We start from the raw sequence: 14,756 nt of genomic DNA, 5'->3' as shown, positions 1-14,756 counted from the left end.
CCGCCCGCCCCGCACGACGGGGCGGGCACCAGGGCGCACCCGCGCACCCCCCCTCGGCACCGCCCGCACGGCCTCTCCCGTCCCACCGCATGATTGGCCTGCTCATGACCGACACCGCGCCCACGGCCATACCGCCGTCCGCCCAAGTCACCCTCCCCGACGGGCGCGTGGAGCTCGCCCCGGGCTCCCCGCCGCCGAGCGGTCCCTACGCCAACGAGGACCTGCTGCCCGTCCCCGTCGAGGGGCGCACCTGGACCACGTACAACTTCTCCGCCCTGTGGGTCGGCATGGCCCACAACACGGCCTCCTGGACCCTCGCGTCCGGTCTGATCGCGGTCGGCATGGACTGGAAGCAGGCGGTGTTCACCATCGCCCTGGCCAACCTGATCGTGCTCGCGCCCATGCTGCTCACCGGGCACGCCGGACCCAAGTACGGCATCCCCTTCCCGGTGTTCGCCCGCGCCTCCTTCGGCATCCGGGGCGCCAACCTGCCCGCCGTCGTACGGGCGTTGGTGGCGTGCGGCTGGTTCGGCATCCAGACCTGGATCGGCGGCGAGGCGATCTACTTCCTGGCCGGCAAGCTGATCGGCGACGGGTGGACCGGCGCCGCCACGGTCGGCGGCTACGCCTGGACCATGTGGCTGTCGTTCGCGATCTTCTGGGCGCTCCAGGTCGCCATCATCTACCGGGGCATGGAGACCATCCGCCGCTTCGAGAACTGGGCCGCGCCCTTCGTCCTCGTCGGCGCCTTCGTGATGCTGTGGTGGATGGCCGACAAGGCGGGCGGCCTCGGCCCGCTGTTCGACCAGCCCTCCAGGCTGGGCTGGGGCGGCGACTTCTGGAAGCTGTTCTGGCCCTCCCTGATGGGCATGATCGGCTTCTGGTCCACGCTGTCCCTCAACATCCCCGACTTCACCCGCTACGGAAAGAGCCAGAAGGCCCAGACCCGCGGCCAGGCCCTCGGCCTGCCGACGACGATGACCCTGTTCGCGTTCTTGTCCGTGATGGTCACGTCCGGCTCGCAGGCGGTGTACGGCGAGCCGATCTGGGACCCCGTACAACTCGCCGCGAAGACCGACAACGTGGTGGGCCTGCTCTTCGCCCTGGTGACCGTCCTGGTGGCGACCCTGTCCGTGAACATCGCGGCCAACCTGGTCTCCCCGGCCTTCGACTTCTCCAACGTCGCACCGCGCAAGGTCAGTTTCCGGTCGGGCGCGCTCATCACGTCCGTGCTCGCGGTGCTGATCTTCCCCTGGAAGCTGTACTCCGACCCGCAGGGCTACATCTTCACCTGGCTCGGCCTGGTCGGCGGGCTGCTCGGCACCGTGGCCGGCATCCTCATCGCCGACTACTGGATCCTGCGCCGCGCCCGCCTCCACCTCGTGGACCTGTACCGCAGGGGCGGCCGCTACTGGTACGGCGGAGGCTGGAACTGGCGTGCGGTGCTCGCCTTCGCCGTCGGCGGCGTCCTGGCCATCGGCGGCGCCGACTTCCACCCCCTGGTCGACGGCCGCCCCGTGCCCTTCCTCGAACCGCTGGCCGACTACGGCTGGGCGGTGGGGCTGGGCACGTCCCTGGTGCTCTACCTGGCGCTGATGCTGCTGCCCGCGACCCGGCCCGGTGCGGCCGCCGCGGCGCAGCCGGCACCCTCCCGGAGCCCCTCCTAGCCGCCCATCAAGGCGGCCACGGCCTCCTTGGCCGCCTTGATGGCACCCTTGTTGATCTCGGTGGTGCCGGGCGCCTTCTTCGACTCGAAGTCGCTGCCGTTGTACGTGATCACCACCAGCGCGTTCGAGGCACGGACCAGCACGGTGCCCTCACGGGTCTGCTGCTTGTCCTCCGTGGTGAGGTTCACGACGGAGTAGGCGCTGTCGCCGAGCCCCGGCACGTCACCGCCGCCGCTGCGGTCGGCGACCCGCTCCTTGTACGACTTCCGCGCGGCCTCCTCCGTCTCCATCACCTCGAAGGAGACGTCGAGCCAGCGGTAGTCGTACCCCTTGAGCGCGTTCCAGGAACAGGTGCGGCGCACCTTGGTGTCCGTGGACGGGATCTCCTTGCCGGCCGCCTTGGCTCCCGGCACCAGCGAGGTGACCGTCTTGCCCGCCAGGCTCTCGCACGGTGCCGGTGCGGTGGCGTACTTCTTCGCCGCCGACGGACTCGCCGGTGCGGACGCCGATCGGCCGGTGGTGTCGGGCGACGGCGTTCTCTCCTTCGCGGCCGGTGACGTGTCCGGCCCCGACGACAGTGCCCAGCCCGCGGTGGCGAGCACGGCGACCGGCGCCAGACGGGCGGTCAGGGCGAGCGGCAGAGGAAGAGAACGCACGGCGCACTTCTCGTGGGGGACGGTGCGGAGGGTGCCCGCACGGCGGACGGGACGCCAGTGTCACACGAGTCCCCGTGGGGCGGAAGGGCGAACTCGGTGCGTGGCCGCGCGGTGACGCAGACGCACGGCCACGCGCGTCCGTGCGCAGTCGGTCATGGGGTCTCCCGGGCGGCGGCGCGGGTGCTGGGGGCGGTCAGGGAGGTCTCGATGCGGTCCACGGCGGCGAACGCGCCGTACGCGACGAGGTGCACCAGGCAGTGGTCGGTGTGCTCGGGCCGGCGCCACGCCGCGACGTCCGCCTCCGTGATCCGGTACGGCGCGAGCGCGACCAGCAGCGCGAGCCGGGCACCGGGACGCTCGCTCCGGTCCGGGAACGGGCCCGCGGTGAGAGACGGGTGCGAGCCGTCCCAGTCACGCAGGGTGGTGCGTACGAGGTCCTGGTCGTCGGCGTCGAGGAGCCCGGCGCCCATGGCGGCGGTGGCGCTCAGCGCCGCGTACGCCGGGCCGACCGGTGTGCCCGCCGCCCAGGCCGGGCCCCGGCCGGGGTCGTCCAGCAGGGGCAGGGCGGCGCCGGGCGCGACGGCTCGCCGCACGGTGCGGGACAGCGTCCGGCCCGCCAGGCTCCGTACCGGGCGCAGCCGTTGCGCGTCGGCCGGGAGCAGTCTCTCGGTCACCAGGGCCGACACGACGCGGTTGATGAAGTGGAAGGCCAGCACGGTGCCGAGGTAGCCGGGAGCCTCCTCGGGCGGGAACGGGTACGGCTCCCGCGCGGCGCCCGGGACCCGGGTGCGCCGCGCCCAGTCGAGCACGCGCGCGTGCCGCTCGTCGGCGGGCTCTTGCCCCCGGGCCAGCCGCTCGGCCAGGGCGTGCTCGCCGGTGGCGTGCAGCAGCATGGTGTGCGCGTCCACGCAGAACCGGCACCTGTTGGCCTCGGACACCCCGAAGGCGGCGACCTCCTTGCCGGTGCGGTCGCCGGGCCCGGCGAGCAGGGACTCGCGCATCAGCGCCCAGGCCGGGGCGACGAGTGCGGGCGCCGAGGACAGGGCCACGAACGGGGCGGGTTCGGGGATGCCGAAGTCCCGCGCGGCCTGCGCGTAGACCTCGGCGACGCGGCCGGTGGCCGCCTTCGGCGGCAGGGGTTCGGTGTAACGGAAGGGTGTGGGCATGGACAGCAGCCTGCGCCGTCCGGGTGCCCGGGGTCGTCGTACGGACGGATGCGGTCGGCGCTGCGCCGCCGGGAGCCGGTGGGGCGGCGGACTACTTCGCCGGTAGTAGTCGCGAAGCCGTCCACAGGGCCGACGCGGCCGTCGGACGGGCCGTCTATGGTGCGGTCATGAGTGGACGTCAGGTCGATCGCGGGCGGCTCGCCGACGTGGTCCTCGCGGCCGTGGTCGGCGCCCTCGGCACGGCGGTCGCCGCCTTCGACGACGGCACCACGGCCCTCGACCACGCGCTCGTCGCCCTCGCCTCGGCGGCACTCGCCTTCCACCGCGCCGCCCCGCGCGCCGTGCTGGCCGTCGTCACCGCCCTCGGCACGGCGTACGTCGTGCACGCGCACCCCGGCCCGCTGTCCGCACTGCCCGTCCTAGGCGCCGTGCACACCGCGGCCCGGGTCGGCCACCGGGGCGTCGCGGCGGCCGGCGGTGCCGTGTTCCTGGCCGGGTACGTGGCCGCCGGGCCCGGCACGCAGCACGTGGCCGAGCGGGCCGGGCTGCTCGCCGGCTGGTTCCTGTGCGCCGTGGTGACCGGGCTCGCCGACCGGAACTGGCAGGCGTACCTGCGCCAGACCGAACAGCGGGCCCTGGAGGCGGAGCGCACCAGGGAGGAGGCGGCCCTGCGCCGCGCCGGGGAGGAACGGCTGCGCATCGCCCGCGAGTTGCACGACTCGCTGACCCACAGCATCTCCATCGTCAAGCTCCAGGCCGGTGTCGCCGTCCACCTCGCGCGCAAGCGCGGTGACGAGGTGCCTCCCGCACTGCTGGCCATCCAGGAGGCCAGTGGCGAGGCTATGCGTGAACTGCGCTCCGCCCTCCAGGTGCTGCGGGCCGACGAACCCGCCGGCACCCCGGCGCTGCTCGTCGAGCGGGCCCGCGCGGCGGGGCTCGCCGTCGACCTGACCGTCACCGGAGACGAGCGACCGCTGCCCCGGGCCGTCGACCTGGCCGCCTACCGCATCGTGCAGGAGGCCCTCACCAACGCGGCGCGACACGCCGGACCAGCGAAAGTACGGGTCCGCATCGACTACGGCACAGGGAACACCGGGGCACCCGTGAGGGAGTTGGCGATAGACGTGGACGACGACGGGGCCGCCGATCCGGCCCGCCCGCCGGTGCCCGGCACCGGCCTGACCGGCATGCGCGAACGGGTGGGCGCGCTCGGCGGCACCCTGAGCGCCGCCCCTCGCGCCGAGGGCGGCTTCGCGGTGCGGGCACGGCTCCCGCTGGGGGAGACGATATGAACGCCGGGAACGGTGTCCTCCGGGTCGCGCTCGTCGACGACCAGGCCCTGATGCGGGCCGGCTTCCGGGCACTGCTCGACGCCGAGGACGGCATCGAGGTGGTCGGCGAGGCCGCGGACGGGGAACAGGGGGTGGCGCTGGTGCGGGCACAGGTGCCCGACGTGGCGCTGGTCGACGTACAGATGCCGGTGATGTCGGGCATCGAGGCGACCCGCCGCATCGCCACCGACCCCGACCTCGCCGCCGTACGCGTCGTCATCCTCACCAACTACGGCCTCGACGAGTACGTCTTCGACGCGCTGCGGGCGGGAGCCAGCGGCTTCCTCCTCAAGGACACCGAGCCCGCCGACCTGCTCCAGGCCATCGACGTGGTCGCGCGCGGCGAGGCCCTGCTCTCCCCGTCGGTCACCCGCACTCTCATCGGCGAGTTCGTGGCCCGGCCCCCGGACCGGGCCACCGCACCCGGCCTGGACACCCTGACCCGCCGGGAACGCGAGGTCACCGCGCTCGTCGCGCGCGGCCTGAGCAACGAGGAGATCGCCGCCCACATGGTGGTCAGTCCGCTGACCGCCAAGACGCACGTCAGCCGTGCGATGACCAAGCTGGGCGCCCGCGACCGGGCACAGCTCGTGGTGTTCGCCTACGAGTCGGGCCTGGTCGCGGTGCGCGGCGCGTGAGCCTGCCGGTGGACCCGGCCGTCAGGGCACCCGGGCGGTCCACTCGGGGGAGGAGAACTTCGTGCGTGCCGACTCCTGTGCGCGGGCCAGTTCCTCGTCCGTCACCTTGCCCCGGGTCAGCCCGTACCGGTCTCCGAAGGAGGAGACCATCCGCTCGATCACCGTCTCGCGCGCCAGGCCGGTCTGCCGGCGCAGCGGATCCACGCGCTTCCTGGCGCTCTTGGTGCCCTTGTCGGACATCTTCTCCTTGCCGATGCGCAGGACCTCGAGCATCTTCTCCGCGTCGATGTCGTACGACATGGTCACGTGGTGCAGTACGGCGCCGGGACCGCCGCCGGGGCCCACCACGCGCTTCTGCGCGGCGCCCGCGATCTTGCCCTGGTCGGTGGCGATGTCGTTCAGCGGCTGGTACCAGGCACGGATGCCCATCTCGCCGAGCGCGCCGAGCACCCAGTCGTCGAGGTAGGCGTAGCTGTCCTGGAAGGAGAGGCCCTGCACCAGCGCCTCCGGCACCGACAGGGAGTAGGTGATCGTGTTGCCGGGCTCCACGAACATGGCGCCGCCGCCGGAGATGCGCCGGACCACCTCGATGCCGTGCCGGGCGGCGCCCTCGGGGTCCACCTCGTTGCGCAGCGACTGGAAACTGCCGATGATCACGGCCGGGGCGCCCCACTCCCACACCCTGAGCGTCGGCGGACGCCGGCCCGCGGCGACCTCGGCGGTCAGCACCTCGTCCAGGGCCATGTGCAGCGCGGGGGACTGCGGCCCCTCGTGGATCAGCTGCCAGTCGTAGTCCGTCCAGTCCGTGGCGTGGGCCAGGGCGCGGCGCACCGCGATGCCGACGCCCTCCGAGGTCAGCCCGTACATCACGGTGCCCTCGGGCACGGCGGCGTCGATCCGCGCGGCGAGTCCCGCCGCGTCGGTGTCCGCCGGGGCGCCCTCCAGCGCGCGGTTCACGGCGTCCAGCGCCTCGTCCGGTTCCAGGAAGAAGTCGCCCGCCACGCGCACGTGCCGCAGCACGCCGTTCTCGGACTCCACGTCCACGACGACCAGCTTGCCGCCGGGGATCTTGTATTCACCGTGCACCGTTCCGCCTCCGTTTCGCAGTAGAGGACAACGGTGCGCCCGGCCGGTGTGTTCCCGCCCCGTGTCCTCCGGCGCTCAGCCGACGCGGTCGGCCACCCGGCCGCCCACGGGCACCGTCAGCCGCACCTCCGTACCGCCCCCGCGCGCCGGGCCGACGGAGAGGTCCGCGCCGATCAGCAGGGCGCGTTCCCGCATGCCGCGGATCCCGGCCCCCTCGGCGGCGTCCCCGGAGCCGTCGAAGCCCCGGCCGTCGTCGCGGACCCGGAGCCGAACGGCTTCACCGGCCCGTTCCAGGGTGAGCGTCACCAGGCGGGCACCGGAGTGCCGGGCCGCGTTGGTGAGGCCCTCCTGGGCGACCCGGTACAGGACCAGGTCGGCATTGTCGCCGAGGGCGGGCAGGCCGGAGGCGATGTCGTGGCGCACGGTCAGCGAGGGGCCGGTGAACTCGTCCGAGAGCGACCTCAGGGCGCTGCACAGACCCAGCTCCTCCAGGACCCCCGGGAGCAGCCGGCGGGCGATGCGGCGGATCTCGTCGAGGCTGGACCGGGTGGTCTCCTGCACCTGCGACAACTGCTCGCGCACCTCGTCGGGCGCCTGGTCCGCGACCCGCTTGAGGTCCAGCAGCACGGCGGCGAGGGTCTGCCCCACCTCGTCGTACAGCTCCTGGGCCACGCGGTGACGTTCCGACTCCTGCGCGCTCAGGGTGCGGGCGGCGCTCAGCGCCCGCTCGGCCTCCAGCCGGTCGAGCATCGTGTTGAAGGTCGTGATCAGCTCGGCGATCTCGCCGTCGCCGTCGACCTTCGGACGCACCCGCGGCCGCAGCAGATCGGTGGTGGTCATGGCGCGGGCCAGCTGCCGCAGCGGCCCGAGACCGATGCGCAGCAGTACGACGTTGGCGACCAGGATCACCACCAACCCCGCCGTGAGGATGGCGGCCTCGGTGAGCAGGACGGGCGTCGACACGGTGACCGGTCCCAGCAGCAACGCGGTCGCGACGATCAGCACCACCGAGTTGAACAGCGAGATTCTCCAGAACAAGGGCACCGCAGCAGCGTCGGCGACGCACGGCGCACAGTCCATCGGTTCCGGCACCCATTTCCTCTCCCTTTCGGACACCACCCCTCTCCCCTCCGGCGCCGCCGTGCGGCCGGGCCCGCGCGGCGGCGCCAGTACACAGGGAGCGGTCAGCGGGAGCCCGGCACCGTCACCTCGCCCCCTGCGCCCGAGGCGCACCCCGGGCCGCCTCCCACTCCCGGGCCGGCGACCACAGGCCGCCGACGCCCGCGCCGACGTCACCGCCTACGGCGCCCCGACCGCCGGACGCGGTCCACCAGTGGGGGCGGTGGTCCGTCGTCCGCCGGACGCCGACCGTGTACGTCCGGGTGTACTCACCGTTGGCCGAGGTCACCGTGATCGTGCGGGTGGTCAGACGGGAGCGGGACGACGAGACCGTGTCACTGCCGTCGGTGACCTTCACCTTCGCGCCCGGCTCGGCAGCCACCGCCCCGACGGCCGGGATTCTCCCGTGCCCGGGCCAGTCCACGACGTACGTGCTCACGTCCGGATCGAACCCGTCGAGCGCGACGCCCCCCACGGTGATCGCCGAGGCGTCGGCCACACTGGCCTTCGTGGCGTCCGGGAAGTCGGTGACCGTGACCGACCCGTCGGCGTTCACCACCACGTCCGCCGCCATCGCCGCCGCGAGGTTGATCCGCTGCCAGCCCGGCCCGCCGGACGCGGTGAGGTCGAGCGGGTAACCGGAGTCCGTGGCGGTCTGCTCCAGGACCTGGGTGCGCTGCTCGGCGGTGAGGTCGGGGAAGGCCGTGATCAGCAGCGCCGCCGCGTCGGCCGGCGCGTCGAGGGCCTGCCCGGCCTCGCCGGTCCGGGAGAACCCGTACGTCAGGCGCCGCGTGTACAGGTCCACGTGCTGGGCGGTGCTCAGCCCGGCGTACGGGTCGCCCGCGCAGTCCGTGAGCGTGTCGCCGTAGCCCTCCTCCTCGCACCGCGCGAGCAGCACGTTCTCGATCTCGGTGTGGGCCTGCCGCAGCAGCTCCGCGAAAGCGGGGTCCGCCCAGCGGTGCGCCACCGTGGCCTGCGCGGTGATGCGGCCGCCCATGACGTCGAGCGGGTAGTGGAACCCGAGGACGACGCGGTTGTCCCCGTACTCCGAGGTGCGGGCGAGGATCGACGGCGCCAGGTCGGGCAGCAGCGTGGCGAGGATCGTCCCGGCCTCGTAGCCGCCGTAGGTGTGGCCGCTCGGATACGAGCCCTGGCCGGCGAGTCCGCTGTACAAGCTGTCCTGCGACTCGTAGATCGCGCCGCCGTCCCCGGCGAAGCCGAGCCGCACGTAGGGGCGCAGGTACTGGTAGTGGTTCTTCGCCGCGTCGTGGGTGTCGAGGTTCTCGGTGACGCGGGAGAACAGTGCGCTGGTCTTGGGCAGTCGCCCTTCCTCCAGGGCCTCGCTGTACAGCGGGCCGAGCCGGGAGCCGAGGCCGTCGGCCATCGTGACGGTGGCGCTGTGGGACGCGTCCACCTCGGCCCGGTCGACCTGCTCCCGCGTCGCCGCGTTGTTGACGGCGACGGCGATCGTGTCGTTCTCGGCCGTGAGTGACGTGCCTCCGGCCCACTTCTCGTTGGCGCCGAGGGTGCCGGAGTCCAGGTCGTCGAAGCCGCCGAGGAGCCGGTTGAAGTAGTCGCTCCCGTCGTCGGTCGCGGGCCACGAGTCCGACGCGTAGGCGGCGTCGAGCACGTCGTCCGGGAAGGGGGAAGGCTCGTAGCCCGCCGGGTCGGAGGCGGTGACGGCCGTGTGCGCGGTCGCCGTGCCGGGGTCGTCGGAACTGCCGGCCAGGGTGACCGCGGTCACGGTGGCGGTGTGAGCCTTCGACCGTCCCGTCGTGGTGAGCAGCGCGGTGTCCGCGGTGCCGGACACGTGCGCGGTCGTCCCGTCGTCGAGGGCCACCGTGTAGCCGACGACCGGGAAGCCGCCGTCCCCGGCGGGCCGCCAGCTCACCCGGACCCGCTCGCCGTCGGTGACCACGCCCGTGACGGTCGGCGTCTGGGGTGCGTTGTCACCCGTGACGGCGGGCTGGGTCGGCGCGCTCCAGGGGGAGGCGCCGAGGGCGTTCACCGCGCGGACCCGCGCCGTGTACGACGTGCCGTCCTTCAGCCGGGTGAACACCGTGCTCCGGCTGCCGGGGTCGGCGATCTCGACCTGGTGGCCGTCGCCGAGCGTGACCTCGTACCCGGTGACCGGCGCACCGCCGTCGTCCTCGGGCACGGACCAGGTGACCTTCACACTGGTGCCGGACGAGGTCGCGGACACCGCGCCGGGTGCGGCCGGGACCGTCCTGCGCTTCGTGGTGAGCGCGGTCATGGCGCGGTCGAGGGCCGCGTACCGTTCGCCGAGGGCGCGGTCCGTGGCCGAGTCGTCCGCCAGGGCCGTCTTCGCCGTCGTGAGCGCCGTGGTGAACGCACGCCACGAGGCCTCCGTGTACCGCTCGTCGGCGAGGGCGGACGCGGTGCCGACCAGGTTTTCCAGCTTCAGCCGGGGGAGGGGCACCAGCTGGTTCGCGGCCAGGGTGAGGCTCCGGGTCCGCAGGTCCACCTCCAGCTGCGTCGCGTCCCCGGCGCCGAGGAGGGCGCGGGCGGCGGCGAGTTCGCGGCGGAACACCCCGAAGTCGATCGTGCCGTACCGGTCCGCGTCCTCGGACAGCCCCTCGTACCGCTCGACCGCCTTCCGCAGGGCGGACAGGTCCGTCTCCGCGGGCTCCTCGACGTGGGTGAAGGCGACCCGGCCGAGGTTGGCGACGTACGGGTGCGAGGAGTCCGCGTTCGTGGTCAGCCGCAGATGCACGGCGTGCGTGCCGGTGACCGGCTTCGGCAGGGTCAGGCTGGTCGTCCCTCCCGACGACCACGAACTGCCGGTGACCGGCAGGGGCACGGTCGCGTACGGCGTGCCGGGGTCGTCCGCGTCGAAGGAGTCCAGGTAGAGCTGGACGGCGGAACCGGTGCCGCAGCGGGCGGAGTTGTTGACGTAGGTGAGGGTGAGCGTGTTCTTGGCGGAGTCGCCGAAGTCGACGTCGCCGTAGTCGAGCCAGGCGCCGTCGTAGGTGCCGCCGAGGCTGGTGGCCGAACCCGCGTCGCTCCAGGTGGCCGGCTCGCTCTTGAGCCCGCCCCCGCTGCTGCCCGTGAACGCCGTGGCGTCGAAGACCACCGGGGCGTCCGCCTGCCGGGTGAAGGTGAGCGCGTGGACGTTGGCCACGTACGGCTGGGCGTCGGTCTGGGTGCCGGAGACGAAGACGGCGAACACGTCCCGGGTGCCGTCGAACACGTCCGGGTCGAGCCGTACGCTCGTGGTGGCCACGGTGCCCCAGCCCGAGCCGGTGTACTCGAGGGGGATCTCGACCGCCGCCGGACCGTCCTTCGCGCCCAGGCGCAGTTCGATGTGCGAGTCCGACGCCGCGCGGGAACGGGGCTTGTCGTAGCCGACGGTGACGGTGTCGGCGCCGTCACCGAGGCCGGTGTCCCGCCACTCGGCCCAGGCACCGTTCGTCACGTTCTCGAAGACGCCGTTCGAGAGCTTCAGCGGGAGCGAACCGTCGCCGGTCGCGGTGGCGTCGGCCGCCGTGAGCGTGGCGAGCGTCGTGATCGGGGAGGACGACGCGGCCTCCTCGGGCGAGAACCGGTACCAGTCGAAGTTCGACACCCACTGCTGTCCCGACGGGGCGTGGAACACGAACGTCGCGCTCGACGCGGCCAGCAGGGCGTCCGGGTCGGTGACGGCCGCCTGGACGGTCGTGTAGTACTGCCAGCCGCCGGTCCCCGGCAGGGAGACGGTGGCGACGACCGGGCCGTCGGCGTCCCCGGCGTGGATGTCCACGCTGCTCGGATCGGCGGTCGGTGCCTGCGCGTTGGCGTAGCGCACGGAGACGCTCCGCGGGGCGACCCCGCCGAAGTCGAGGCCGGTGTACTGCTCCCAGGCGCCCTCGGTGACCCCGCCCAGGTCGCCGTCCGAGTGGTAGGCCTCCTTCACCAGGCTGGGGCCCTCCATCCGGTCCGGGTCCTCGGCCTGGAGGACGGCGTAGCCGCCCTCGTCCAGGGTGAGCGCGTCGATCGCGGACCGCAGCGCGTCGTGGGCCGCCATGAGCGTGCCGGTTGGCGGGGCGGGGTCCGCGAGGACGGTCCGCGCGCGTTCCAGGGCCGCCCGGAAGACGCCGTAGGAGCCGTCGGAGTAGTTGCCCTCGCGCACCAGGGACGCCTCGTCGACGAGGGCGTCCAGGGTTGCCCGGTGCACCGCCGCCGCCGAGACGACCAGCGGGTCGGTCACGGACACGCCGGTGCCGGTCACCGTCGCGGCCGGTGTGCCGCGCGGGAAGGCCCGGTCGGCGAAGACGATGCCGAGCCGCGCGTCGGTCTTCGTGGTGCCGGTGAGCTTCAGCGACGCCGTGCGCCGGCCGGTGACCCGCAGGTCCGCCTCGACCCCCTCCGGAAGGCCGGTGACGCTCGCCGCGCCGGTCCGCGTGAGGCTGGTCCCCTTGCGCGCGGCGAACGACGCCCGGCCGGACAGCCGAAGCTCGATGACGTCCTTGACGGTGCCGTCGGCGGCGGTGCCGACGGTCTCGGGGCGGGCGGAGACGACGGTCGTGCCCCTTCCGGGCCCGGAGCCGTCACCGCCGTCGCCCGTGTCCCCGCTCAGCGAGTACGCGGGCTCGGTGCGGGAGCCCCAGGACGACGGCTCGGAGCCCATGCCGAACGTCAGGGTGCCGCCGGCGACGATCTGTGCGTAGTCGAGCCACGTGTTGGAGAACCGCTTGCCGTTGAGCGTCGCGCGCTGCACGTAGTAGTCGCTCGGTGAGACCCCCTCTGCCCGCACCGTGAAGCTGGCCCCGTTGGCGTAGCGGATCGTCGTCGAGTCGAAGAACGGACTGCCGATCTGGAACTGGCTGGAGCCCGCGGTCACCGGGAAGAGCCCGAGGGCCGCGGCGACGAACATGGTCGACATGGTGCCGGCGTCGTTGTCCATGGTCGGCAGGAAGCCGTCCGGGGCCAGTTCGTAGACCTTGGTCCTCACCGGCGGCCGGAACTCGCCGCCGGAGCTGGGGGCTTCGCCCGTGGAGCCGGTCGCGATGTACCGGTTCCAGGTCTCGCCGGTGTAAATGGCGCGCACCCACTTCTGCGTCAGGCTGGGCTCACCGACGTAGTTGAAGAGGTAGGGGGCCTGGAGGTCGATCTCGTTCGCGTTGGAGTGCAGCATGGTCGAGCCGTCGTCGGCGTCGGAGTCCTCGCCGAACATGTGCCGGATCGCCGCCCGCCCGGCCTTCTCGCCGCCCATGGCCTCGACGAGGCCGGCCATGTCGTAGGCGTCGTACCAGTGGTACTGCCAGAGGGTGCCCTGGTAGAGCTTCGCCTCCTCGAACTTCTCGTAGTCGGCCTTCTGCCAGTCACCCTCGCCGTCACGCGGCGTGAGCAGACCGACCTCGGTGCCGTCGGAGGCGGTCCAGGCGCCGGGCTTGACCAGGTTGTCGATCGCCATGGTCGCCTGCTCGCGCAGCTTCTTCGCGTCCGCGTCCTCGCCGAGCGCGTCGGCGACGACGGACAGCGCCCACTGGTCGTAGCCGCGCTGCACCGTCGTACCGGGGTCGCCGGCGACGTAGCCCTGCCGCAGTTGCGTCCCGGTGTAGTACCCGGTGTACGACTTCAGCGCCGGGTACGCCTCGTCGAGGCGGTCGAAGTCCTTGAACCCCTTCGACAGCGCGTCGGCGATCACCACCGCCGAACGCTCCCAGCGCACGGTCGGCACCGAGTGGGTGAGGCTGCCGAGGCTCTTGCCCGAGGCGTGCGCGTCGGCGAACAGGACGACCGCGGACTGCACCATGTCCCGGTAGGCCGCCGGGTCGATGTACGCCTCGACGGAGTACTTGCGGAAGTCGTCCCAGGTGGACCAGCCGTCGTAGTACGTGAAGCCGTTCGCCCGGTGCACCGCCCCGTCGACGCCGCGGTACGTGCCGCTGGTGCTGGTGGCGTTCACCGGCAGCGCGTACATGCGGTAGAGGTGCGTGTAGAACTGCCTGGTCAGCGTCGAGTCCGGGTCGGCCTTCTTCGAGGCCTTCACCGCGACGGCGCCGAGCGTGCGGTTCCAGTCCGCCTTCGTCCGCGCGCGCAGCTCTTCGAAGCCGCGGCCCGCGACCTCGTCGTGCTGGTCGATGGCGGCCTGTTCGGCGCTGATCGGCGACAAGGTGATGCGCAGTTCGACGTCGTCGCCGTCGGCCGGGTCGAACCCGAGGACGGCGCCGGTGTCGGTGCCGTCCCGCGCGGTCGCGTCGTCCAGCGCGCCGTCGTCGCCCCAGGTGCGCAGCGAGGTCACGGGGACGTTCGTGGTCGCGTAGTAGTACAGGCGGTACGAGGCGCCGTTGAACGACCCGGCGACGAGCCCGCTGATCGCGGTCGTCCCGTCCTTCAGCTTCGTCGCTTCCAGGGTCGAACGGGTGCGGCTGGTGAAGTTGTTGGCGAGGTCGAGGACGAGCTGGGGCCGTGCTCCGTCGGGGAAGCCGTACCGTTCGAGCGCCGTACGGGTCGTCGCGGCCATCTCGGCGTCGATGGTCCCGGCGGGGGAGCCGAGTCCCACCCGGTAGGAGCCGGGCGTCGCGGACTCGTCGTCGTGGCTGTAGGGGTGCGCGTAGGTGCTCGTGGCCGGGCGGCTGTCGTACTGCCGCGAGGTCGGGACGACCAGCAGGTCGCCGCCGCCGCCCGAACCGCCCACACCGTCCAGGTTCGTGGCGGTGAACCCGGCGATGTGGTCCTCGTCGTAGTCGTACCCCGAGTGACTGCGGCCGGGGGTCGTCATCGGGTTGACCTTGGCCAGACCGTGCGGGGCCTGGGCGCCGGGGAGGTCGTTGCCGTCGTCGCCGGCGGTGGAGACGAACGGGTCGACGAGCTTCGTGTAGTCGGTCCCGGCGGACGGCGCCTTCCCGACGGTGGACGCGGTGGGGCCGGGCACGGCCACGGCGGTGCCGCCGCCCGCCAGCGCGGCGAGGCCGAGCGTCCCGGCGAGCACCGCGGCGACCGTGGACCGCAGGCGCCGTGGCCGGACCGGCCGTCTCGCCGGTCTCTTGGATCTGTCGGGCATGACGAGCACGGACCCCTCCCTGATGGACAACGTTGTCAAGCTGCATTCGAAGCAAGCGCTCCGAGGTGAACGCCTCCGCCATCACAT

8 protein-coding genes are annotated in these 14,756 nt (G+C 73.0%); 3 read left to right on the top strand and 5 right to left on the bottom strand.

The genetic code is table 11. The annotated features are described in order from the left end of the window. Nucleotides 1–104 precede the first annotated feature (104 nt). Nucleotides 105–1,667, top strand: coding sequence for an NCS1 family nucleobase:cation symporter-1 (locus NI25_RS06275; RefSeq protein WP_061441500.1), 1,563 nt, complete (start codon nucleotides 105–107; stop codon nucleotides 1,665–1,667). Here the strand turns inward: NI25_RS06275 and NI25_RS06270 are convergent. Together NI25_RS06270 and NI25_RS06265 are read right to left on the bottom strand one after the other, a co-directional pair. After that, a complete protein-coding gene (locus NI25_RS06270; RefSeq protein ID WP_061441499.1) occupies nucleotides 1,664–2,323 on the bottom strand; it encodes a hypothetical protein in 660 nt (219 codons plus the stop codon). The two genes, NI25_RS06275 and NI25_RS06270, sit on opposite strands and share 4 nt — an antisense overlap. Nucleotides 2,324–2,475: 152 nt before the next feature. After that, on the bottom strand, nucleotides 2,476–3,489 hold the full coding sequence (locus tag NI25_RS06265; protein WP_061441498.1) for a carboxymuconolactone decarboxylase family protein: 1,014 nt from the start codon (nucleotides 3,487–3,489) through the stop codon (nucleotides 2,476–2,478). 167 nt (nucleotides 3,490–3,656) lie between these two features. On the opposite strand from NI25_RS06265, the gene NI25_RS06260 reads away from it, so the two are divergent. Continuing rightward, entirely contained in the window at nucleotides 3,657–4,781 is a 1,125-nt protein-coding gene (locus tag NI25_RS06260; RefSeq protein WP_061441497.1) for a sensor histidine kinase, read from the top strand. Then, nucleotides 4,778–5,458 carry a response regulator gene (locus NI25_RS06255; RefSeq protein ID WP_061441496.1) on the top strand — a complete coding sequence of 227 codons (681 nt, stop codon included), beginning with the start codon at nucleotides 4,778–4,780 and terminating at the stop codon, nucleotides 5,456–5,458. Before NI25_RS06260 ends, NI25_RS06255 begins: the two co-directional genes overlap by 4 nt. A 21-nt stretch (nucleotides 5,459–5,479) precedes the next feature. On the opposite strand, the gene NI25_RS06250 is transcribed toward NI25_RS06255, so the two are convergent. The 3 genes from NI25_RS06250 to NI25_RS06240 all read right to left on the bottom strand — a co-directional run bounded on the left by NI25_RS06250 (nucleotide 5,480) and on the right by NI25_RS06240 (nucleotide 14,669). Then, entirely contained in the window at nucleotides 5,480–6,544 is a 1,065-nt protein-coding gene (locus NI25_RS06250) for a lipoate--protein ligase family protein (protein WP_061441495.1), read from the bottom strand. A 75-nt stretch (nucleotides 6,545–6,619) separates the two neighbouring features. Next, nucleotides 6,620–7,588: a HAMP domain-containing sensor histidine kinase gene (locus NI25_RS06245; RefSeq protein ID WP_061446777.1), complete on the bottom strand. Its 969-nt coding sequence runs from the start codon at nucleotides 7,586–7,588 to the stop codon at nucleotides 6,620–6,622. Nucleotides 7,589–7,748: 160 nt separating this feature from the next. Further along, on the bottom strand, nucleotides 7,749–14,669 hold the full coding sequence (locus NI25_RS06240) for a GH92 family glycosyl hydrolase (RefSeq protein ID WP_061446776.1): 6,921 nt from the start codon (nucleotides 14,667–14,669) through the stop codon (nucleotides 7,749–7,751). Nucleotides 14,670–14,756 lie beyond the last annotated feature (87 nt).

Origin of the sequence: Streptomyces sp. CCM_MD2014, assembly GCF_000772045.1 — a bacterium.
GTDB lineage: Bacteria > Actinomycetota > Actinomycetes > Streptomycetales > Streptomycetaceae > Streptomyces > Streptomyces salinarius.
The sequence above is the reverse complement of the archived record's forward strand: the minus strand, read 5'-3'. Positions and strand labels throughout refer to the sequence as shown.

What these genes read in the sequence shown, in the direction of transcription:
- NI25_RS06275 (WP_061441500.1), top strand. Translation starts at nt 105, where the DNA reads ATGACCGACACCGCGCCCACGGCCATACCGCCGTCCGCCCAAGTCACC.
- NI25_RS06265 (WP_061441498.1), bottom strand. Translation starts at nt 3,489, where the DNA reads ATGCCCACACCCTTCCGTTACACCGAACCCCTGCCGCCGAAGGCGGCC.
- NI25_RS06260 (WP_061441497.1), top strand. Translation starts at nt 3,657, where the DNA reads ATGAGTGGACGTCAGGTCGATCGCGGGCGGCTCGCCGACGTGGTCCTC.
- NI25_RS06255 (WP_061441496.1), top strand. Translation starts at nt 4,778, where the DNA reads ATGAACGCCGGGAACGGTGTCCTCCGGGTCGCGCTCGTCGACGACCAG.
- NI25_RS06240 (WP_061446776.1), bottom strand. Translation starts at nt 14,669, where the DNA reads ATGCCCGACAGATCCAAGAGACCGGCGAGACGGCCGGTCCGGCCACGG.